Genomic DNA, 21166 nt, shown 5'->3' on the forward strand with positions numbered 1-21166 from the left:
TTATTTTGTCATCATTTCCGTCTTCATCCATTTTTATACAGTAAAATCAATTATTTTCAGGAATAATTCGGAAAATATTATGATGGCATTTTATAATGCTAACATAGTGGCATATTAGAGTCAACTATTTTTTAGCCTTAATAACAAAATAACCTTTTGATTTAACGACCGTCTCTACCTCAGAAAATAGTTCCTTTAATTTTTCTATTGCTGACGGCGCTCCTTGCTTCTTTTGAATCACTACCCAGAGCTCACCGCCATATGCGAGGTACTCATGACTTTGTTCAAAAATGTCGTGAACAACCTGTTTTCCGGCTCGAATCGGCGGATTCGTTAAAACAGCAGCAAAATCACTTGCCTTAACCCCCGTTAACCGATCACTTTCATAAATTACAACATTTTCAATTTGATTTAGTACGGCATTTTCTTTTGCTAATTCAATTGCCCGCTCATTTACATCAACCATATGAACCATTCGCTCAGGGTACGTCAATGCCAAAGTAAGACCAATCGGCCCATAACCACAGCCAACATCTAAAACGGAGCCTTCGACATCAGGCATTTCAAACGCCTCAATTAATACACGTGAGCCAAAGTCCACTTCACGCTTTGAAAAAACACCATTATCCGTTTTAAAGCGAAATCGGTGATTTCTTAATGTAAAATCCCAGTACTTCGGATCACTTTCAACTTTTTGGGTACGAGAATAGTAGTGTTCAGACAAAAGACAATTCCTCCCTGGAGAATGATTTTGAAGAAAAACGAGGATTTTTAAAAATAAGCCAAAAAAAGCCCGCTATACAGCGAGCTTTTTTATAGAAAAATTACTTAACTTCAACGTTCGCTCCAACTTCATCAAGCTTAGCTTTGATTGCTTCAGCATCTTCTTTAGATACGCCTTCTTTAACTGGCTTTGGAGTGTTATCAACAAGATCTTTTGCTTCTTTAAGACCAAGACCAGTGATTTCACGAACAACTTTAATAACTTTGATTTTTTGATCGCCAGCGCTAGCTAGGATTACATCAAATTCAGTTTTTTCTTCAACAGCAGCAGCACCAGCTCCGCCAACCATAGCTACAGGAGCAGCAGCAGTTACGCCGAATTCTTCTTCGATTGCTTTTACTAGATCGTTAAGTTCTAAAACAGTCATAGATTTAACTGCTTCAATGATTTGTTCTTTAGTCATTTTAAATTTCCTCCTTAGTTTTCATTCAATTTATTAATTACGCTTTTAAATTAACTTACGCGCCTTGTTCTTCTTTTTGATCTGCAACTGCTTTTGCAGCAAGAGCAAGATTGCGGATTGGAGCTTGTAGTACGGAAAGTAGCATAGAAAGTAAACCTTCGCGTGAAGGAAGTTCTGCAAGAGCTTTAACCTCTTCAACTGTAGCGATGCTTCCTTCGATTACACCTGCTTTAATTTCAAGAGCCTCATGTTTTTTCGCAAAATCATTAAGGATTTTAGCAGGAGCTACAACATCTTCGGTACTGAACGCAATTGCGTTTGGACCTGTTAGAGCTTCGTTTAAACCTGAAAGTTCAACAGCATCAGCCGCACGGCGAGCCATTGAGTTTTTGTAAACTTTGAAATCGACACCAGCTTCGCGAAGCTGCTTACGAAGTTCAGTTACTTCAGAAACAGTAAGACCACGGTAGTCAACAACAATCGTAGATTTGCTGGCTTTTAATTTATCAGCGATTTCATCAACGATCAATTTCTTTGATTCGATTGCACTGCTCATCTTTACACCTCCTGTAGTTATCTACATTTATACCAGGCAGATAAAAACCTCCATATCAATCGAAGACATGGAGGCAGCATAAAGCTGAAGCGTTTCAGCCAATTTATCGCATTACCTCGGCAGGATTATTAAGCGCATGTTGCGCCCCTGCTGTCTACAGTACAAATGTTTTTAATTTAAACAACAAAATATATTATATTAAATCTATAATTAATTGTCAATAAAAATTATTTTGCTGCAACAGAAGAAGGATCAACCTTCACGCCAGGTCCCATTGTTGAAGTAACGGTTACGTTCTTCATGTAAGTACCTTTTGCAGCAGCAGGCTTAACTTTCAACATTGTGTCGAAAATTGTTTTGAAGTTTTCAACAAGTTTTCCATCTTCAAAAGAAGCTTTACCGATTGGCACGTGGATATTACCAGCTTTGTCAACACGGTATTCAACTTTACCTGCTTTAATTTCATTGATTGCTCTTGTTACATCAAATGTAACTGTACCAGTTTTAGGGTTTGGCATTAAACCTTTAGGTCCTAATACACGACCAAGTTTACCAACTTCACCCATCATATCTGGAGTTGCGACGATTACATCAAATTCGAACCAACCTTGTTGGATTTTGTTGATGTATTCTGCATCGCCAACATAATCAGCACCAGCTGCTTCTGCTTCTTTTACTTTTTCACCCTTCGCGAAAACTAAAACGCGTTGAGTTTTACCAGTACCGTTCGGAAGTACAACTGCACCACGGATTTGTTGGTCAGCTTTCTTAGGATCAACGCCTAAGCGGAATGCAACTTCAAGAGTTGCGTCAAATTTTGCAAAGTTTGTCTTCTTTGCAAGTTCGATTGCTTCTGCAATTGGGTAAGCTTTTGTGCGATCTACAAGCTTCACAGCTTCTAGATACTTTTTACCTTTTTTAGCCATTTTGTTTTTCCTCCTAAATTGTGGTTTTAACGTTGAATAACTCCCACGAAAAAGGTTGCGAATATTTTAGAACTTCGCAACCCTCTCATTACATCATCAACAGTTTACATGGATTAATCTTCGATAACGATTCCCATGCTGCGTGCAGTACCTTCAACCATGCGCATTGCTGCTTCAACGCTAGCTGCGTTAAGATCAGGCATTTTCTGTTCCGCAATCTCGCGTACTGTGTTACGCTTAACTGTTGCTACTTTATTACGGTTTGGTTCACCAGAACCAGACTGGATTCCAGCTGCTACTTTCAAAAGAACGGCAGCAGGAGGAGTTTTCGTAATAAATGTAAATGAACGGTCTTCAAACACCGTAATTTCAACAGGAATAATTAATCCAGCTTGATCAGCTGTACGAGCGTTAAATTCCTTACAGAATCCCATGATATTAACACCGGCTTGACCTAGTGCAGGACCAACTGGTGGTGCAGGATTCGCTTTACCAGCAGGGATTTGCAATTTAACAACTTTAATTACTTTTTTAGCCACGAGACACACCTCCTTAAAGTCCGTGATGTGGTAATAGGGTATTCACCCTCCCACTCAAGGCATCTGTCTTTATATAAAGATAAAGAACTTGACAAAGTCTTGTCTCAAAAATCGAGACATACTGACCTATGAAATATTAACATTTTTTATAATTGATTTCAAGTTTTTTTACAATATCAATCAATTTTTCTTTTTAGAGCTTATCAATTTGCGTAAAATCTAACTCTACAGGCGTATCACGGCCAAACATATTAACAAGTACTTTAAGCTTAGCTTTATCCTTGTCCATTTCTTCTACAGTACCGGTAAAGTTAGCAAATGGGCCTTCTTTTACGCGTACGGTTTCACCAATTTCAAAATCCACATCCAAACGCTTTTCTTCTACTCCCATGCGTTTCAGTAATACCGTCACCTCTTCCGGAAGAAGCGGTGTCGGTTTTGAGCCTGAACCGGCAGAGCCAACGAATCCAGTTACTCCAGGTGTATTCCGTACGACGTACCAAGAATCATCGGTCATAACAATTTCAACTAGTACATATCCAGGGAAAACTTTTCGTTTTACGACTTTCTTTTTACCATTTTTAATTTCGGTTTCTTCTTCCTCAGGTACAACTACTCGGAAAATTTTATCCGCCATCCCCATTGATTCAACGCGCTTTTCCAGATTGGCTTTTACTTTATTTTCATAGCCTGAGTAAGTATGAACAACATACCAATTCTTTTCCATTTAAGAGGACTAGTGTCCGTCCCTCCCTGTATTTTTCAATTTAAAGCTGTGTTAAACTTGCTTGCTGATTTGCGCTCCAGACATTTCGCTTTCCGCGGGCGCTCCGCTCCAATTATCATAATTACAAATTCAACTACTGAACACAGCCAAAATAAAAAACCCGTTAAACGGGCTTTGCATAAAAATTTCCTGTATTAATCACCATTATACCATGAAATAACATCTATTATTCAAGAATTAAACGAATCAATTTAGAAATTCCTAAATCTATTACTTCAAAGAAAAGAGCAACAAACACAACGGTAGATAAAACAGTAACTGTATATCTTGTTAATTCACCGCGTTTTGGCCAGCTAACCTTTCTCATCTCGCGGAAAACATCACTGAAGAACTTCTTTATGCGCTGCATTCTGTAACCTCCAAAATCGGGATTGCCTACTAACTATATTAAAATTACTTTGTCTCACGGTGTAATGTATGCGAATTACAAGTTTTGCAGAATTTTTTCAATTCTAATCTCTCTGATTTTTCCTGCTTGCCGATCGTTGAATAATTCCTTGAACCACAGTCAACGCATGCAAGGATAACCTTTTTACTCATATTTGACACCTTCAATTGTCCTACTATTATATCCTAAAAATGTAACACGGTACATACTATATGTCAATAATAGTTGGGAACGCATTCACATAAATTCCATATTTATACTAGTTATAAATTACAAGGAAAACTCCCGGATTTCAAGGTATCTTTCAAGCTTTCGCTTTACGCGCTGCAACGCATTATCGATCGATTTAACATGGCGGTTTAGTTCCTCAGAAATCTCCTGATAGGATTGTCCATCAAGGTAGAGTGCCAGAACCTTCCTTTCTAGATCACTCAATAATTCAGTCATTTTTACCTCAATATGATCAAATTCTTCTTGATTAATGATTAATTCCTCTGGGTCAAGCACTTTTGCCCCAGATAAAATATCCATTAATGTTCGGTCTGATTCTTCATCATAAATAGGCTTGTCCAATGAGACATATGAATTTAACGGAATATGCTTTTGCCTTGTTGCTGTTTTTATTGCCGTAATAATTTGGCGGGTAATACAAAGCTCTGCAAACGCTTTAAATGAAGTGAGCTTGTCCTCCCGAAAATCACGTATCGCCTTATACAGCCCGATCATACCCTCCTGGACAATGTCTTCCTTATCTGCCCCAATTAAAAAGTAGGATCTTGCTTTTGCCCGTACAAAATTTCGATACTTGTGGATTAAATAATCCAACGCTTCACTTTCACCCTGGTGCACTAGATCCACAATTTCTTCATCTTCCATTGAAAAAAATTGTTCGTTGATTTTTATCCCGAAGTCTGTACTCACTAGATCCCCTCCACCGAACAAGCATAGATAATCTAAGTATACATGATGGTTTTTTTGACCGTCAATTCTTACTTTTCTCCCCTGCGCCATTTTTCAAAAATTTCTGCCATTTCATCACTAATTTGAATCTTTGCAGCAGGCCGTTTCTCTTGAATTTTCTTTACCCTCTTTTCTATGCCTTTTTCAATTGAAGACATTTCAATCAGTAATTCCCTAGCAGATTTCCTCAGTGCCCCTTGTCCAAAAATCGCCCATTGTTCTGTAAAATCAGATGTAGCTACGTGAATTTGCGTTTTTCGATTATTTAGGCTAATCGCCAATTTCTCAATCCGTTCATCCGCTGTTTCATTTTTCTTTGTAAAAATCACTTCTACTTTATGATTTTTATATTTTTTCTCGGTGCCCTGAACATACTGTGCATCAAAAACCACGATCACACGGTAACCGGAAAAGGCTTGGTATTCTGCCATTTTTTCCACCAAGCGATCCCGTGCGGCAGGTAAATCACGTTCCTTTAAACCCCTTAAATCGGGCCAGGCACCGATAATGTTATAGCCATCGACAAGCAGGATATCCATTTCTATCCCTCAAGAGGGTGCCTTTTTCGGAATACCTCATACATGAGTAATGCCGCTGCAACGGATGCATTCAAGGATGTAACCTTGCCGGCCATTGGCAAATGAATTAAGAAGTCACATTTATCTCGCACAAGCCTGCCCATTCCTTTTCCCTCACTGCCAATCACGAGGCCAAGTGGAAGCGTCCCATCAAATTGACGGTAATCCTCTTTCCCTTTGGCATCTGTTCCGGCAATCCATACACCCCGTTCCTTTAACTCATCAATGGTACGAGCCATATTTGTCACACGGACAACAGGTATATATTCAATTGCTCCAGTCGAGGCTTTTGCCACTGTCGCGGTTAGTCCAACAGCTCTTCGCTTTGGGATAATAATGCCATGTGCCCCTACCGAATCAGCTGTTCTCATAATGGAACCAAGGTTATGCGGGTCTTCAATTTCATCTAATAATAAAAAGAAAGGAGGTTCATTTTTCTTTTCTGCTGCAGCAAATAAATCATCCATTTCTGCATATTGGTAGGCTGCCACGTACGCAAGGACCCCTTGATGATTTTGATCTGTAATTTGATCAATTTTTTTCTTTGGAACAAATTGAACAATCACATTTCCCTCTTTAGCAAGCTGGGTAATTTGCTGCATTTGCCCCCGCTGTGAACCCTCGGCAATGAGAATTTTATTGATATCGCGATTTGACTTTAGTGCTTCAATTACTGGATTTTTTCCGATGATATATTCTTGGGTCATCCTGTTGTTCCTCCTTTCTTTTCGTCTACATAGGTAAATGCTTTTTGAATAAGTTCTTCTAACCGGATCAGTTCCCCCGTTAAATATAGATGTCCCATCAGTGCTTCAAACGCAGTGCTGTAACGGTACGTTTGCACATCCGTATTTTTGGGAACGGTTCCTGACTTTGCATTTCGGCCCCGCATGATGACAGCCGTTTCTTCTTCCGTAAGAAGATGGTCATCCATCATATGAAACAAAATTTGGCACTGCGCTTTTGCGGAAACATATTTCGTCCCGGCATGATGTAACTGGTTTGGCCTTACTTTTCCACTTTGCAGCAGGTGACGCCGTACGTAAATTTCAAATACAGCATCACCCATGTAAGCAAGTGCCAGACTATTTAATTGTTTTGCATCCACATGGTTCTCATAATCAAGCATGAATTATCCTCTTTTCCAGCGTGTACCCTGAGGTGTATCTTCTAAAATAATATTCAACGCTTTTAGCTGATCCCGAATTTGATCTGCTAACTGAAAATTACGATCCTTGCGGGCTTGAATTCTTTTTTCAAGTAAGGCATCAATTTCTTCGTCCAACATTTCTTCTTTTTCAAGTGTTAAACCTAAAACGCGGAACAATTGCTCAAATTCGTTGATAAATTCATCGATTACAATCTTCGCTGTATTTTTTTCGAGCAAATAATAGTTCGCCAATTTTGAAAGCTCGAATAGAACTGAAATGGCATTAGCTGTGTTAAAATCATCATCCATTTCCTTTATAAATTGGCCGCGCATTTCTGCTATTTTTTCAAGCCACTCCTGATTATTATTGGTTAAGTCTGTACTTGCCTCTTTGCGATGCTTTAAATTTTGGTAGGAGGTGGTCAACCTTTCGAATGCGGCCTTCGTACTTTCTAATAATTCCTCGCTATAATTGATTGGATTGCGGTAATGAACAGACAGCATAAAGAATCGTAATACTTGTGGGTTATGCTTTTTAATAATGTCATGGACTAACACAAAATTGCCAAGTGATTTTGACATTTTTTCATTATCAATATTAATATAGCCATTATGCATCCAGTAATTTGCAAATGTTTTTCCAGAAAGTGCTTCTGATTGGGCAATTTCATTTTCATGATGCGGGAAGGTTAAATCCTGTCCGCCGGCATGAATGTCAATGGTCTCACCCAGATATTTTTTCGCCATTGCCGAGCACTCAATATGCCAGCCTGGTCTGCCTATTCCCCACGGACTTTCCCAGAAGATTTCTCCTTCCTTTGCAGCTTTCCATAGAGCAAAGTCAAGATCATCTTGTTTCTTTTCGCCAACCTCAATCCTTGCCCCTACCCGAAGCTCATCAATTGATTGATGTGATAGTTTACCGTATTCATCAAACTTTCTTGTACGGAAGTAGACATCTCCCTCTGACTCATAGGCATAACCTTTTTCAATCAATTGGCTGATAAAGTCGATAATAATATCCATATTTTCCATTACACGCGGATGGACATCGGCTTTTTGGCAGCCTAATGCAGATACATCCTCAAAATAGGCATGGATGAAGCGATTGGCAATTGTCGGAACATCTTCACCCAATTGATTGGCTGCTCGAATCAGCTTATCGTCAACATCGGTAAAGTTTGATACGTATTTCACCTCAAAGCCTCGGTATTCCAAATAACGGCGGACGGTATCAAATACAATGGCCGGACGCGCATTGCCTATATGAATATAATTATAAACCGTTGGACCGCAGACATACATTTTTACCTTACCTTCTTCTAATGGAACGAATGTTTCCTTTTTTCGTGTAAGTGTATTATATAACTGAATGGTCATTAAGCTTGCTCCCTTCATCTTCCAGTTCATCTAAATGGTGCTGTAACCGATTGATCTCGTTTTGCATTTCCGATAACCGATCCGCAATTGGATCTGGCAGATCGCAATGGTTGAAGTCCTTATTAATTCGTTTTCCGTTCTGAATGACAACTCTGCCTGGAACACCTACAACGGTAGAGTTTGGCGGCACCTCTTTTAAAACAACAGAGCCGGCACCAATTTTTGAATTTTCCCCAACCGTAATTGATCCAAGTACCTTAGCCCCTGTAGCAATCAAGGCGTTGTCCTTAATGGTTGGATGACGTTTTCCCTTTTCTTTCCCAGTTCCGCCAAGCGTTACCCCTTGGAAAACTGTTACGTTATCCCCTATTTCACAGGTTTCCCCAATGACGACACCCATGCCATGGTCAATAAAAAATCTTCTGCCTATTTTTGCCCCCGGGTGAATTTCAATTCCGGTAAAAAAACGGCTGACCTGCGAAATCACCCTCGCGATAAAATAAAATTTTCGCTTATAGAAGGCATGAGCAATTCGATGTGCCCAAATGGCGTGTAAACCGGAATATGTTAATACCACCTCAAAATAACTTCGTGCCGCTGGATCCTGTTCAAATATAACCTCAACGTCCTCTTTAAATGTTTTAAACATGATGGTTTCCCCCCCTTTTTTGAAAACACAGCCCAAAATTCCCCATTAATATAAAAAAGCGTCCCTGTCTATACGACAGAGACGCTTAAGCGCGGTTCCACTCTGATTAGACCAAAACTCTATTTCGGTCTCACTCTACCTGTTAACGGATAGGTTCCGCCCATATCTACTCTGGAATCCTCCTTTTCGAAATGGGGCTCAGAGGTGCATTTCAAAAAATGAGCGGCCTGAACCACTTTCAGCCGGTGATGGTTCTCTCTTTAAAACATCATTTTTTTACTTATCCTCTTCTTCACTTTCATGCATATGGAATTTATTTAATTTTACTATATTATTTTTTTATTTCAATTGTTAACTGATAATTTTATTAATTCTTGCTTGAATTTTTTCTTTTCCTAAAAGCTCAATCGCCTGCGGCAAATCCGGCCCATGTGTTTGACCCGTTACGGCTGCACGAATCGGCATAAAAAGATTTTTCCCTTTTTGTCCTGTTGACTTTTGAACAGCTTTCATTGCAGCTTTAATTCCATTTGCTTCAAAGCTTGGAAGCTGGTCAAGTTCATGGGAAAATGCCTTCAACACTTCCGGAACCTGTTCACCGGAAAGAATCTCTTTTGCCTCTTCTTCATATTCTGCCTCATCCTTGAAAAATAACTCGGTAAGCTCGACGATTTCTGCGCCAAAGCTCATTTTTTCTTGGAAAAGAGCAACAAGACTTTTAGCCCAGTGCTGCTCGGCCTCCGTCATTTTTTCAGGCAAACGGCCTGCTTTGATTAAATGTGGAACCGCAAGTTGATAAACGCGGTCAAGCTCCACCTTTTTCATGTACTGATTGTTCATCCAAGCAAGTTTTTGCTTGTCAAATAATGCAGGTGATTTGGAAAGTCGTTCCGCATCAAACAATTCAATAAATTCCGCTTTCGAATAAATTTCTTCTTCCCCTGCAGGTGACCAACCGAGCAATGTAATAAAATTAAATAATGCCTCCGGCAGATAACCTAAATCCTCATATTGCTCAATAAATTGAATAATTGATTCATCGCGCTTACTTAATTTTCTTCGACTCTCATTGACGATTAAGGTCATATGTCCAAAAATTGGCGGTTCCCAGCCTAATGCTTCATAAACTACAAGCTGTTTCGGGGTATTTGAAATATGGTCATCCCCACGTAAAACATGGGAGATTTCCATTAAATGATCATCTACTGCAACAGCAAAATTATAGGTTGGAGTTCCGTCCTTCTTCACGATTACATAGTCGCCGATCCCTTCGGATTCGAAAGATACAACACCTTTTACCATATCATCAAATGTATAGGTTGTTTCTTGGGGAACCGCAATCCGGATGCTTGGCTGACGGCCTTCGCCCTCAAGCTGGCTGCGCTGTTCCGCTGTTAAATGGCGGCACTTTCCTGAATATTGAGGATTTTCCCCTCTAGCGATCTGTCCTTCACGTTCAGCCTCTAACTCTTCTTCGGTGCAGTAGCATTTATAAGCTTTACCGTTTTCTAATAATTGCTTGTAATAGACTTCATAAATATCATTCCGTTCCGATTGACGGTATGGACCATATTCACCGCCGATATCAACACTTTCGTCCCAATCCATTCCGAGCCATTTTAAATATTTTAATTGGCTTTCTTCTCCACCGGCAATGTTCCGCTTTTTATCAGTATCCTCAATCCGGATGATAAATTTCCCGCCCTTATTGCGTGCAAACAAATAATTAAATAACGCAGTACGAGCATTCCCAATATGTAAATGTCCAGTTGGACTTGGAGCATACCTTACACGAACTTCATTTGACATGATATATAGTGCCTCCTAAGAAAAGCAAAAGCGCCTTGCCCAGGGGCTTGTGACCTCAAGCCCCTAGGCGCTGCAGCTAGACATCTTTTCGGAATTGTTTTCACCTGATATTTTACCACTGTAAAGTATAAAGATTAAGCATTTATTTTCTTTAATAACACAACAGCCTGGGCTGCAATTCCCTCTTCTCTTCCGGTAAAGCCGAGTTTTTCTGTAGTGGTAGCTTTTACATTGACCTGGTCCGGTGCTGCTTCAAGTAATTCAGCAATCCGGCCTTTCATCTGCTCAATATAAGGAGCCATTTTTGGCTTTTGCGCAATGATAGTGCAATCGGCATTTACGAGCTCATAGCCTTTTTCTTTCACGAGCTTCCATACGTGCTCCATCAACTTAGCAGAATCAGCATCCTTAAAATTTGGATCGGTATCCGGAAAGTGCCTGCCGATGTCCCCTTCTCCAATTGCGCCAAGACAGGCATCCGAAACGGTATGTAATAATACATCGGCATCAGAATGGCCCAACAGCCCTTTTTCGTAAGGGATTTTTATACCACCGATAATGAGCGGGCGTCCTTCCGTTAATTGGTGAACATCAAAGCCTTGTCCAATTCGAAACATCTTTAAAAACTCCCTTTTCTTTTTTTCAATATTGCTTCGGCAAAAAATAAATCCTCCGGTGTTGTTAGCTTAATATTATCATAATCTCCTTCCACCACTGTAACGGGGTGGGGGATTCGCTCCACTAAGCTTGCATCATCCGTCCCTAAAAAGTTTTCACTTTCTGCATTTTCATAGGCTTCAAGCAAAATGGACATGCGAAAAGCTTGTGGGGTTTGTACTGCCCACAAGCTAGATCGTTCGACTGTTCCCAGCACCGTTCGATTGCGCACTGTTTTCATCGTGTCTTTTGCCGGTACGCCAATAATCGCCGCACCAGTTTCTTCCGCTGCCTTTATCAGACGGTGAATATATTCTTTTCTAATAAAGGGGCGGGCGGCATCATGAACAAGAATCATTTCGCCATCCTTCACTGTTTTCAATGCATGATGGATACTGTGCTGACGTTCTTTTCCACCCGGTACCAGGCCTTTTACTTTCTCAATCTGATATTGTTTAAGCAAGACATTAAATTCAGCTTCATCCTGGGGATGTATCGCTAATATTATGCCATCACATTTTTCGTCCTCTTCGAACACCCTTAATGTATGGATCAATATAGGAATAGCGCTTAACTCAAGCAACAGCTTATTTTTCCCTGCACCCATTCTTTTTCCCTGACCTGCTGCCGGGAGAATGACCTGGTAGCCCATCTTATAACCCCAATTCTATCTAACATACTCTGCCGTTTTTAGTGTCAATTCCAACGCCTGGCAAAAGCACTTTCGCTTTTCTTGTTACAAAGCCTTTTCTAATAATTTTGGTTTCGCAAAAATCATCCTTCCCGCAGATGTTTGCAGTACACTAGTAACAAGAACCTCAATTCTTTTTCCAATATACTCTCGTCCTTCTTCGACCACAATCATAGTCCCGTCATCAAGGTAAGCAACTCCCTGATGGTATTCTTTTCCGTCCTTAATAACCTGCACCGTTAATTCTTCACCCGGAAGAACAACCGGTTTAACCGCATTCGCCAAATCATTGATATTTAACACCGTTACGTTCTGTAATTCACAAACCTTGTTTAAATTAAAATCATTGGTCACAAGAATGCCATTGGTCAACTTGGCAAGCTTGACCAATTTGCTGTCTACCTCTTGAATTTCTTCAAAGTCTCCCTCGTAAATCTCAACCTTTATCGCAAGCTCTTTTTGAATACGATTGAGAATATCCAAACCTCTCCGACCGCGATTTCGTTTTAAAACATCGGATGAATCAGCAATATGCTGGAGCTCTTCCAGCACAAATTGGGGGATGACAATGGTTCCTTCCAAAAATCCTGTCTGGCAAATATCAGCAACCCGTCCATCAATAATGACGCTAGTATCGAGAATTTTTAATTGCTGGAATGCTGCCTTTTCGGGTTCTTCCTCTCCTGACTTTTTCTTTCCAATTCGGTTTGTAAAGAGATTTAATAACTCATCCCTTTTCTTAAACCCAACTTGAAAACCGAGATAACCAAATAGTAAGGTCAGTAGAATGGGAGCGACTGCATTCAAAATTGGCACCTTTACCGCATTTAGGGCAAAGCCAATTAAAAAGGCCACCAATAATCCAAAAATTAACCCAATACTGCCGAAAAGTACATCCGTTACCGGGATTTTAATTAAAGAATCCTCAGTCCATTTAATAAATTCATGTACATAATCAACTGCCCAAAAGGTAATAAGATAAAAAATAATTGCACCTATAATAGCAGTGACATATGAGTTACTGACAATCGGAATGTCATTCATGTTGATTAATTTAAGTAATTCAGGGATTAATAAGATTCCAAGCGTACCTCCGGTAATGAGGAAGCAAGCTTGAACAATTCGTTTTAACATTCCTTCACCTCCTCTATTTCATTATAAACATTTTCATCAATTTGAAACCTTCGTTTCATGATTATTTTTCCAAATTGTAACCATTTTGAAATGTATTCCTTTTAAAGTTGTCTCTCTGTATACAGACGTTCTTTTAACAATCTCAGACCCTCTTTAATCTTCTTAGCACGTACTTCTCCAATTCCCTCCACATCATCGAGCTCCTCTACCGTTGCAAAAATAATTTTAGGGAGCGTACCAAAACGTGTTACGAGATTTTCAACAATTACCGCAGGCAGCCGCGGAATTTTATTTAGAATCCGGTATCCCCTTGGGTTCTTATTTTCATCGAGATGTACATATCCTTGATAGCCCATCATTTTTAATAATACCATATCTTCCATGGTTTCATGATTCGCCATGACTTGCAACCGGCCCAGGACCTCCTGCGCTTTCGTCTCCCGGTCAAACGCATAATCCTTAAGGATTAACATCATTTCCTCTTCCAGTTCTGTTAAAATTTCATTGATTTGCAGTCGGATCAGCCTTCCTTCTGTTCCGAGTTCATTTAAATAAGTTAGTAATTCATTTTTTATTTTTAACACCATCTCAAACCGATGAAGAACTAGTAAAAAGTCTGTATAGGTAACAGATTCCTCAAACTCTAAAATGCTTAAGTTTGTAATACTTTCTTCTAAGACAGCCTTATATTTTTCAAGCGTTTGTACTGCTTGATTGGCCTTCGTTAAAATCACACCGATATCCCTAAGTGCATAGCGTAAATTCCCTTGATAAAGAGTAATGACATTTCTTCTTTGGGAAATTGCAATCACAAGCGCTTTTGTTTGTTTGGCCACCCGTTCAGCAGTCCGGTGGCGCATCCCTGTTTCTGAGGAGGGCACCGTGGAGTCCGGAGCAAGATGGGCATTCGCAAAGAGAATTTTCGTGCCCAATTCATTAAGAATAATCGCGCCATCCATCTTTGCAAGTTCATATAAAAAGCTTGGTGAAAATGGACAGTTCACTTGAAAGCCGCCATCCACAAGACTTTTCACCTTATCATTATAACCAACTACAATCAGTCCCCCGGTGTTAGCCCGAAGCACATTATCGATTCCTTCACGAAGGGGTGTTCCTGGTGCAATGAATGGTAATACTTCACTTACAGATTGCTCACCAAGCCTTTTTACTTCCATCTACTACCCTCCCAACGCTGCTTTAAGGGCTTCACTTACAGATGAAACCCCAATTAATTGAATATCTTTTGGTCCAGTCCATCCACTTAAATTATTAGCGGGTAAAATCACACGTTCAAATCCAAGCTTTGCTGCCTCTTGAACACGCTGCTCAATTCTAGATACCCTTCTGACCTCACCGGTTAACCCTACTTCCCCAATAATACAGTCCGTTGGTCTTGTCGGCTGATCACGAAAGCTTGAGGCAATGCTGACCGCAATCGCTAAGTCAATCGCCGGTTCATCCAGCTTCACTCCGCCAGCTACCTTTAGATAGGCATCTTGATTGGCGAGCAGCATACCGACACGCTTTTCCAATACAGCCATTAAAAGCGGAACCCGGTTATGGTCGATTCCTGTGGCCATTCTTCTCGGATTCCCGAAGCTTGTAGGAGAAATAAGTGCTTGGATTTCCACTAATACTGGCCGTGTCCCCTCCATCGAAGCGACAACCGTTGAACCTGCCGCCCCCCTTGAACGCTCTTCTAGAAAAATTTCCGAAGGGTTCGCCACTTCCTCAAGGCCAGCCTCTTTCATTTCAAAAATTCCCATTTCATTCGTGGAGCCAAAGCGGTTTTTCACGGCACGTAAAATCCGGTACGTATGATGCCGTTCCCCTTCGAAATATAAAACAGTGTCAACCATATGCTCTAATAATCTTGGACCGGCAATCGAACCTTCTTTCGTTACATGCCCAACAATAAAAATCGCAATTCCCTTCGTCTTTCCAATTCTCATTAACTCGGCCGTACATTCACGAACCTGTGAAACGCTGCCCGGGGCTGAAGTAACCTCGGGATGGTAAATGGTTTGAATCGAATCAATAATGACAAAGGCCGGATTCGCAGCTTCGATCGTGCGGTTAATTTCCTCTAGGCTTGTTTCCGAATACACAAATAAATTTTCAGAAGATACCCCTAAGCGCTCGGCACGAAGCTTGGTCTGCCTTAGCGATTCTTCACCGGATATGTATAAAACTTTATTCCCATTATGGGCGAGCTGTGATGATACCTGCAAAAGAAGTGTGGATTTACCAATACCTGGATCACCGCCAATCAGGACCAATGATCCCCTGACAATTCCACCACCCAGTACTCGGTTAAGCTCACTCAAATTGGTTAAAATCCTTGGTTCACTGCCTGTTTCAATGGACGTGATCGGCATAGCCTTTGAAAGAATCTCCGCACCGCCCTGGGCATGTGCAAAGGCTCCTCTTCGATTTCCACCCGTTACCTCTACCTCTTCGACCATCTTATTCCACTGACCGCATCCCGGACATTTCCCCATCCATTTGGGAGATTCATATCCACATTCCTGACACATGAACTTAGTTTTTCGCTTTACCATTACTTCTACCTCTTTTGCCTTTAAGTAATCTACACACCTATTGTACAACAAATAATCAATTGGATAAATATGTAAAAATAAAGAGGCACACGATCAACGATATTCACGTGTACCTCTACTTGTGTTTTTCCGATTGTACCTTTTATAAATCTATTTTGCTAGACTAGTTTTTTCCGCCGTCCTTACGGTAAATTCACCATTATCAACATCAATGATCACATTCTGGCCTGTTAGCACTGTACCTTTTAGCAACTCTTCAGATAGGCGATCTTCAATATGCTTCTGAATGGCGCGGCGCAGTGGTCTTGCCCCATATTCCGGATCATATCCTTCCAGGCAGATCTTATCCTTCGCTGCCTCCGTTAACTCAAGCTCAATATTTTGTTCTTTCAAGCGTTTTGTTAACTGATCAGACAATAATGTAACAATTTCCTGCAAATGCTTTCTCTCCAATGCATGGAAGACAATGATTTCATCAATCCGGTTCAAGAACTCTGGACGGAAGGCCTTCTTCAATTCTTCCATCACTTTCCCTTTCATGTCTTTGTAATCCTGCTCACCATCCTGGATATTAAAGCCGACATATTTATTGCGTTTCAATGCCTCGGCACCCACGTTTGATGTCATGATCAAGACGGTATTACGGAAATCAACCGTTCTTCCTTTTGAGTCAGTTAAGCGCCCATCTTCAAGAACCTGCAAGAGAATATTGAAAACATCAGGATGTGCCTTTTCAATTTCATCCAGCAAAATAACCGAATAAGGTTTTCTTCTTACTTTTTCCGTTAATTGTCCGCCTTCCTCATAGCCGACATATCCCGGAGGGGAACCGACAAGACGGGAAGTGGAGTGTTTCTCCATGTATTCAGACATATCAATCCGAATCATTGCCTCTTCATCACCAAACATTGCTTCCGCAAGTGCTCTTGCCAACTCTGTTTTCCCGACACCTGTAGGTCCAAGGAAAACAAAGGAACCGATTGGGCGTTTTGGATCCTTTAATCCTGCCCGTGCACGACGGACTGCTTTCGAAACCGCCTTAACAGCTTCTTCCTGGCCAATTACGCGAGAATGTAAAATTTCTTCTAAATTAAGAAGCTTTTCTGTTTCTGTTTGAGCCAGTCTTGAGACCGGAACTCCCGTCCAACTGGAAACAACATTCGCGATATCTTCAACTGTAACTTCATTATTTTCTTTTCCTTGTTTTTCTTTCCATGTCTTTTTCGTTTCTTCGAGCTGTTCACGCAGGCGCTGCTCCGTATCCCTTAAAGATGCTGCTTTTTCAAATTCCTGGCTTTGTACTGAAGCATCTTTTTCCTTTCGGACATCCTCAAGCTTTACTTCTAGTTCTTTTAAGTTTGGAGGAGTCGTATAGGAACGTAAGCGTACTTTCGAACCTGCTTCATCAATCAAGTCAATCGCCTTATCCGGCAGGAAGCGATCAGAAATATAACGGTCCGATAATTTTACAGCTGCTTCAATTGCTTCATCTGTAATTGATACACGGTGATGTGCCTCGTAGCGATCGCGCAATCCTTGTAAAATTTGAATCGATTCTTCAGCTGTCGGTTCATCGACACGAATCGGTTGGAAACGTCGCTCTAACGCTGCATCCTTTTCAATGTATTTACGGTACTCATCCAGAGTCGTTGCACCGATACACTGAAGCTCGCCGCGTGCAAGGGAAGGTTTTAAAATATTGGAGGCGTCAATAGCACCTTCCGCACCACCGGCTCCAATTAATGTGTGTAGTTCATCAATAAATAGAATGATATTACCTGCTTGGCGGATTTCATCCATTACCTTTTTCAAACGGTCCTCAAACTCACCGCGATACTTTGTACCGGCAACAACCGTTCCCATATCTAACGTCATGACCCGTTTATCCCGGAGAATCTCAGGAACTTCATTATTAACAATTTGCTGGGCAAGCCCTTCCGCTATTGCAGTTTTACCAACACCAGGTTCCCCGATTAAAACTGGGTTGTTTTTTGTCCGGCGGCTTAATACCTCAATAACACGCTGGATTTCTTTACTTCGGCCAATCACTGGGTCAAGGCTTCCTTCCCTTGCGATTGCCGTTAAATCTCTAGCAAGACTGTCCAGTGTTGGGGTATTGGCGCTGGCAGAAGCACTCCCCTGATGACCGCCTGACTCATTGCTGCCCAGTAATTGCAACACTTGCTGGCGTGCTTTATTTAGGCTAACACCTAGATTATTAAGAACCCGTGCCGCAACTCCTTCACCTTCACGAATGAGACCAAGGAGAATATGTTCCGTTCCAACGTATGAATGGCCCAGCTTTCTCGCCTCATCCATTGATAATTCAATTACTTTTTTCGCTCTTGGTGTATAGTGAATGGTTTGCGGAACTTCCTGTCCTTTGCCAATTAAGTTTTCAACTTCTTTTTGAATTTTATCAGAGCCTAAACCAAGTCCATAAAGTGCTTTTGCTGCAATCCCTTCCCCTTCACGAACCAGTCCTAATAAAATATGCTCTGTTCCAATATTATTATGGCCAAGACGGATTGCTTCCTCTTGGGCTAACGCTAATACCTTTTGAGCTCTTTCTGTAAAACGTCCGAACATCATATTCTCTTCCTCCTCACCTTTTATCGGTTTCCATTTTTATTCGTTCTCGAATTAAAGCCGCACGCCTTATATCCCTTTCATGCGGCCTTAGTGGCCCGCCTGCATATTGCTGCAAGAATCCCGGCTGGGTTGAAATCATTAATTCCGTTAACATATTCTTGGGCATATTCGTGATATATCCCATATCAATTCCAAGCTGAACGTCGGATAAACATTTCGCAGCTTCCTTCGATTCGATAATCCGGCTATTGGATAATACACCGAACGATCTGAATAACCTGTCTTCTAATTGTATGTTTGAAGTTTTGCGTAATGCTTCACGAGCCGACCTTTCTTGTGAAATTAGCTGACTAACAACCCCCTTTAAATCACGGCAGATATCTTCTTCTGATTTCCCAAGAGTAATTTGATTGGATATTTGAAAAATATTTCCTAATGCTTCACTGCCCTCTCCATAAATCCCTCTAACTACAAGACCTAATTGGTTAATCGCCGGGATAATCCGATTCATTTGCTGCGTTAGGATTAGTCCAGGCAAATGCATCATGACGGAAGCACGGAGACCGGTTCCCACATTTGTGGGACAGCTTGTTAAATAACCATGTTTTTCATCAAATGCATATTGAATCCGGCTTTCAAGCCAGTCATCAATTTCATTCGCTGCTTCAAGTGCTTCTTTTAGCTGCAAACCGGGGAACAGGCACTGAATACGGATATGATCCTCTTCATTAACCATAATACTAACTTCTTCATTTTCGGTTAAAAGAACAGCTCCATAGGGTGAATCTTCTGCAAGAAGAGGACTGATTAAATGTTTTTCAACTAAAACTAATTTTTGAAGAGGCTGTAGGTCATTGATCTTTAATAATTCCATTTGCCCAAACTTTGTGATATCCGCCGTATTTAAAACTTCCTCTAGATTGGCAATAATCTCTTTTGCCTCTTCATGCGAAAATAATGTCGGAAATTTATATTTCTCAAAGTTTCGAGCTAAACGGATTCGCGAACTAAGTACTATATCTGAATCAGGCCCTACCTGCCTCATCCATGAACTAAGGGCTTGGTTAATAAATCGTTCAAGCGGCATTTTATTCCCCTCCCCCCTGACTGCCCGTTAACTGTTTTTCAAGTGTACGAATCTCATCACGTACTTCTGCTGCTTTTTCAAACTCTTCATGGGTAATCAAATCTCTTAATTCATTTTTTAATTCGTCGATTTGCTTTCGAAGATGAATGCCACCACCGATTCTTTTGGGAATCTTTCCACTATGGGACCAGTTTCCGCTGTGAAGACGTTTTAAAACAGGCTTTAGCTGGTCCTTAAAAGTTTCATAACAATGCGCACATCCGAAGCGTCCAATTTTTAAGAATTGTGGAAACGTCATTGAGCAATGGCTGCATTGAAGAATTTCCTCCTGATGAAATGGGCTCTTTTCCTGTTTTTGATAGGAAGGATCAATATTCAAAAGTCCAGCTAATAAATTATTAAAGGCAAAACTTGAGCCTCCATTTAACATAAACATATTCCCTTTTTCCTGTGCACATTTCTCACAAAGATGAACCTCTGTTTTTTCACCATTAATAATTTTTGTGAAGTGGAGTGCTGCAGGCCTTTGATTACATTCCTGGCAAATCATCCTCATCACCCCTCCAGCTAGTATCATTATTTATATTTTAAGGTAGTTAACATTGCCTTTAACATTCTTGCCCGCAATTCGTCACGGTACGGAAGTTCAATATATAAAACGGAACGATCAATTACACTTAACATGATTTTTGCTTCTCGATTTGTAATAATTTCTTCATGTACAAGTCTTAGAATAACATCTTCAGCACTTGCCTGGCTGATTCGTTCCTCTACAAGTGAGATCAAATGATGGATTAGATCGGCAAATTCGTGGGATTGTACTTTCGTAATTCTTATATACCCTCCACCGCCGCGTTTACTCTCAACAATATATCCTCTTTCTATTGTAAACCGGGTATTAATTACGTAATTTATTTGTGATGGTACACATTGAAATTTATCTGCAATTTCACTTCGTTTAATTTCAACGAGGTCTTGTTCGCTTTTTTCTAACACTGCTTTTAAATAATTTTCAATAATGTCGGAGATGTTTCTCATCTTCCCAACTGGCTGCAGCTTATTTGATTTTTTTCAATATTTTGCCGCTGCCAGGATTCACCTCCTTTTGCTTGATTTTATTTAAATTATTGTTTAGCTGGTGTTTCTGACTTTGACTATATTTGACATTAATTATACTGAAAAGCGTTTGAAGTTTCAACAATCAGATACTAATGATTTTCTCCAAATCTCGTCATTGTGAAACATGGTGGTGGTAAAATGTTTGGGGATATTTGTCTGTAATTAGATATAGGAGGGGGTGATTACTGTAATTACGTCCACAAAACACAAAAAAGGACAACCCTCATCAGGTTGTCCCTCATTATGCCTGGCAACGTCCTACTCTCACAGGGGGACAGCCCCCAACTACCATCGGCGCTGAGAAGCTTAACTTCCGTGTTCGGTATGGGAACGGGTGTGACCTTCTCGCCATTATTGCCAGACTATTAAGTTTGAGGTATCATTCCCTCAAAACTAGATAATACAGAAGAAGTTTT

Annotated in this window: 24 protein-coding genes, 1 rRNA gene and 2 other annotated features; all 25 genes read right to left on the reverse strand. The window is 40.6% G+C overall.

The features are described from left to right. Positions 1–124: 124 nt before the first annotated feature. Entirely contained in the window at positions 125–724 is a 600-nt protein-coding gene (locus E2K98_RS25630; protein ID WP_133339234.1) for a class I SAM-dependent methyltransferase, read from the reverse strand. Between the two features lie 100 nt (positions 725–824). Continuing rightward, positions 825–1187: a 50S ribosomal protein L7/L12 gene (rplL, locus tag E2K98_RS25635; protein WP_026574078.1), complete on the reverse strand. Its 363-nt coding sequence runs from the start codon at positions 1185–1187 to the stop codon at positions 825–827. Positions 1188–1242: 55 nt separating this feature from the next. Then, complete coding sequence (gene rplJ / locus E2K98_RS25640; RefSeq protein ID WP_133339236.1) at positions 1243–1743, reverse strand: 50S ribosomal protein L10; 501 nt, start codon at positions 1741–1743, stop codon at positions 1243–1245. Positions 1744–1775: 32 nt separating this feature from the next. After that, positions 1776–1921 (reverse strand) — a sequence feature (ribosomal protein L10 leader region). A gap of 49 nt (positions 1922–1970) precedes the next feature. Beyond that, entirely contained in the window at positions 1971–2669 is a 699-nt protein-coding gene (rplA, locus tag E2K98_RS25645; RefSeq protein ID WP_133339238.1) for a 50S ribosomal protein L1, read from the reverse strand. Between the two features lie 113 nt (positions 2670–2782). Further along, a complete protein-coding gene (rplK, locus tag E2K98_RS25650; RefSeq protein WP_026565509.1) occupies positions 2783–3208 on the reverse strand; it encodes a 50S ribosomal protein L11 in 426 nt (141 codons plus the stop codon). A 193-nt stretch (positions 3209–3401) separates the two neighbouring features. Further along, a complete protein-coding gene (gene nusG, locus E2K98_RS25655) occupies positions 3402–3935 on the reverse strand; it encodes a transcription termination/antitermination protein NusG (RefSeq protein ID WP_026574075.1) in 534 nt (177 codons plus the stop codon). 226 nt (positions 3936–4161) lie between these two features. Then, positions 4162–4344, reverse strand: coding sequence for a preprotein translocase subunit SecE (gene secE / locus E2K98_RS25660; RefSeq protein ID WP_133339240.1), 183 nt, complete (start codon positions 4342–4344; stop codon positions 4162–4164). 44 nt (positions 4345–4388) lie between these two features. Further along, the gene (gene rpmG / locus E2K98_RS25665; protein WP_081810729.1) at positions 4389–4535 is read right to left on the reverse strand and encodes a 50S ribosomal protein L33; all 147 of its coding nucleotides are present in this window, start codon (positions 4533–4535) and stop codon (positions 4389–4391) included. A gap of 118 nt (positions 4536–4653) precedes the next feature. Then, positions 4654–5304 (reverse strand): RNA polymerase sporulation sigma factor SigH, encoded by a 651-nt coding sequence (sigH, locus tag E2K98_RS25670; RefSeq protein WP_026574073.1) that lies wholly within the window; start codon positions 5302–5304, stop codon positions 4654–4656. Between the two features lie 68 nt (positions 5305–5372). Next, positions 5373–5882, reverse strand: coding sequence for an NYN domain-containing protein (locus tag E2K98_RS25675; protein ID WP_133339242.1), 510 nt, complete (start codon positions 5880–5882; stop codon positions 5373–5375). 2 nt (positions 5883–5884) lie between these two features. Then, on the reverse strand, positions 5885–6628 hold the full coding sequence (gene rlmB, locus E2K98_RS25680; RefSeq protein ID WP_133339244.1) for a 23S rRNA (guanosine(2251)-2'-O)-methyltransferase RlmB: 744 nt from the start codon (positions 6626–6628) through the stop codon (positions 5885–5887). Continuing rightward, positions 6625–7050 carry a Mini-ribonuclease 3 gene (locus E2K98_RS25685; protein WP_133339246.1) on the reverse strand — a complete coding sequence of 142 codons (426 nt, stop codon included), beginning with the start codon at positions 7048–7050 and terminating at the stop codon, positions 6625–6627. The genes rlmB and E2K98_RS25685 overlap by 4 nt, the downstream gene beginning before the upstream one ends. Before the next feature lie 3 nt (positions 7051–7053). After that, on the reverse strand, positions 7054–8451 hold the full coding sequence (gene cysS / locus E2K98_RS25690) for a cysteine--tRNA ligase (protein ID WP_133339248.1): 1398 nt from the start codon (positions 8449–8451) through the stop codon (positions 7054–7056). Then, on the reverse strand, positions 8432–9103 hold the full coding sequence (cysE, locus tag E2K98_RS25695; protein WP_197031409.1) for a serine O-acetyltransferase: 672 nt from the start codon (positions 9101–9103) through the stop codon (positions 8432–8434). Before cysE ends, cysS begins: the two co-directional genes overlap by 20 nt. Positions 9104–9174: 71 nt before the next feature. Then, positions 9175–9402: a binding site (T-box leader), on the reverse strand. Between the two features lie 49 nt (positions 9403–9451). Beyond that, positions 9452–10909, reverse strand: coding sequence for a glutamate--tRNA ligase (gene gltX, locus E2K98_RS25700; protein WP_133339250.1), 1458 nt, complete (start codon positions 10907–10909; stop codon positions 9452–9454). Positions 10910–11043: 134 nt separating this feature from the next. After that, positions 11044–11526: a 2-C-methyl-D-erythritol 2,4-cyclodiphosphate synthase gene (ispF, locus tag E2K98_RS25705; protein ID WP_133339252.1), complete on the reverse strand. Its 483-nt coding sequence runs from the start codon at positions 11524–11526 to the stop codon at positions 11044–11046. A 2-nt stretch (positions 11527–11528) separates the two neighbouring features. Further along, on the reverse strand, positions 11529–12218 hold the full coding sequence (gene ispD, locus E2K98_RS25710; RefSeq protein WP_133339254.1) for a 2-C-methyl-D-erythritol 4-phosphate cytidylyltransferase: 690 nt from the start codon (positions 12216–12218) through the stop codon (positions 11529–11531). An 84-nt stretch (positions 12219–12302) separates the two neighbouring features. Then, a complete protein-coding gene (locus tag E2K98_RS25715; RefSeq protein ID WP_133339256.1) occupies positions 12303–13391 on the reverse strand; it encodes a PIN/TRAM domain-containing protein in 1089 nt (362 codons plus the stop codon). 101 nt (positions 13392–13492) lie between these two features. Next, the gene (disA, locus tag E2K98_RS25720) at positions 13493–14566 is read right to left on the reverse strand and encodes a DNA integrity scanning diadenylate cyclase DisA (protein ID WP_133339258.1); all 1074 of its coding nucleotides are present in this window, start codon (positions 14564–14566) and stop codon (positions 13493–13495) included. A gap of 3 nt (positions 14567–14569) precedes the next feature. Further along, on the reverse strand, positions 14570–15952 hold the full coding sequence (radA, locus tag E2K98_RS25725; RefSeq protein ID WP_133339260.1) for a DNA repair protein RadA: 1383 nt from the start codon (positions 15950–15952) through the stop codon (positions 14570–14572). 150 nt (positions 15953–16102) lie between these two features. Further along, on the reverse strand, positions 16103–18544 hold the full coding sequence (gene clpC / locus E2K98_RS25730; protein ID WP_133339262.1) for an ATP-dependent protease ATP-binding subunit ClpC: 2442 nt from the start codon (positions 18542–18544) through the stop codon (positions 16103–16105). 13 nt (positions 18545–18557) lie between these two features. Continuing rightward, positions 18558–19631 (reverse strand): protein arginine kinase, encoded by a 1074-nt coding sequence (locus tag E2K98_RS25735; RefSeq protein WP_133339264.1) that lies wholly within the window; start codon positions 19629–19631, stop codon positions 18558–18560. 1 nt (position 19632) lies between these two features. Continuing rightward, positions 19633–20181 carry a UvrB/UvrC motif-containing protein gene (locus E2K98_RS25740; protein WP_133339266.1) on the reverse strand — a complete coding sequence of 183 codons (549 nt, stop codon included), beginning with the start codon at positions 20179–20181 and terminating at the stop codon, positions 19633–19635. A gap of 26 nt (positions 20182–20207) precedes the next feature. Further along, on the reverse strand, positions 20208–20669 hold the full coding sequence (locus E2K98_RS25745) for a CtsR family transcriptional regulator (RefSeq protein ID WP_026574058.1): 462 nt from the start codon (positions 20667–20669) through the stop codon (positions 20208–20210). A 326-nt stretch (positions 20670–20995) separates the two neighbouring features. Next, positions 20996–21112, reverse strand: a 5S ribosomal RNA gene (gene rrf, locus E2K98_RS25750). Positions 21113–21166: the final 54 nt, after the last annotated feature.

The organism is Bacillus salipaludis (assembly GCF_004358205.1).

What these genes read in the sequence shown, in the direction of transcription:
- E2K98_RS25685 (WP_133339246.1), bottom strand. Translation starts at nt 7,050, where the DNA reads ATGCTTGATTATGAGAACCATGTGGATGCAAAACAATTAAATAGTCTG.
- secE (WP_133339240.1), bottom strand. Translation starts at nt 4,344, where the DNA reads ATGCAGCGCATAAAGAAGTTCTTCAGTGATGTTTTCCGCGAGATGAGA.
- rplJ (WP_133339236.1), bottom strand. Translation starts at nt 1,743, where the DNA reads ATGAGCAGTGCAATCGAATCAAAGAAATTGATCGTTGATGAAATCGCT.
- ispD (WP_133339254.1), bottom strand. Translation starts at nt 12,218, where the DNA reads ATGGGCTACCAGGTCATTCTCCCGGCAGCAGGTCAGGGAAAAAGAATG.
- rplA (WP_133339238.1), bottom strand. Translation starts at nt 2,669, where the DNA reads ATGGCTAAAAAAGGTAAAAAGTATCTAGAAGCTGTGAAGCTTGTAGAT.
- E2K98_RS25735 (WP_133339264.1), bottom strand. Translation starts at nt 19,631, where the DNA reads ATGCCGCTTGAACGATTTATTAACCAAGCCCTTAGTTCATGGATGAGG.
- rplL (WP_026574078.1), bottom strand. Translation starts at nt 1,187, where the DNA reads ATGACTAAAGAACAAATCATTGAAGCAGTTAAATCTATGACTGTTTTA.
- E2K98_RS25740 (WP_133339266.1), bottom strand. Translation starts at nt 20,181, where the DNA reads ATGATTTGCCAGGAATGTAATCAAAGGCCTGCAGCACTCCACTTCACA.
- ispF (WP_133339252.1), bottom strand. Translation starts at nt 11,526, where the DNA reads ATGTTTCGAATTGGACAAGGCTTTGATGTTCACCAATTAACGGAAGGA.
- rlmB (WP_133339244.1), bottom strand. Translation starts at nt 6,628, where the DNA reads ATGACCCAAGAATATATCATCGGAAAAAATCCAGTAATTGAAGCACTA.
- nusG (WP_026574075.1), bottom strand. Translation starts at nt 3,935, where the DNA reads ATGGAAAAGAATTGGTATGTTGTTCATACTTACTCAGGCTATGAAAAT.
- clpC (WP_133339262.1), bottom strand. Translation starts at nt 18,544, where the DNA reads ATGATGTTCGGACGTTTTACAGAAAGAGCTCAAAAGGTATTAGCGTTA.
- E2K98_RS25715 (WP_133339256.1), bottom strand. Translation starts at nt 13,391, where the DNA reads ATGTTAAAACGAATTGTTCAAGCTTGCTTCCTCATTACCGGAGGTACG.
- E2K98_RS25745 (WP_026574058.1), bottom strand. Translation starts at nt 20,669, where the DNA reads ATGAGAAACATCTCCGACATTATTGAAAATTATTTAAAAGCAGTGTTA.
- gltX (WP_133339250.1), bottom strand. Translation starts at nt 10,909, where the DNA reads ATGTCAAATGAAGTTCGTGTAAGGTATGCTCCAAGTCCAACTGGACAT.
- cysS (WP_133339248.1), bottom strand. Translation starts at nt 8,451, where the DNA reads ATGACCATTCAGTTATATAATACACTTACACGAAAAAAGGAAACATTC.
- radA (WP_133339260.1), bottom strand. Translation starts at nt 15,952, where the DNA reads ATGGTAAAGCGAAAAACTAAGTTCATGTGTCAGGAATGTGGATATGAA.
- rpmG (WP_081810729.1), bottom strand. Translation starts at nt 4,535, where the DNA reads ATGAGTAAAAAGGTTATCCTTGCATGCGTTGACTGTGGTTCAAGGAAT.
- disA (WP_133339258.1), bottom strand. Translation starts at nt 14,566, where the DNA reads ATGGAAGTAAAAAGGCTTGGTGAGCAATCTGTAAGTGAAGTATTACCA.
- E2K98_RS25675 (WP_133339242.1), bottom strand. Translation starts at nt 5,882, where the DNA reads ATGGATATCCTGCTTGTCGATGGCTATAACATTATCGGTGCCTGGCCC.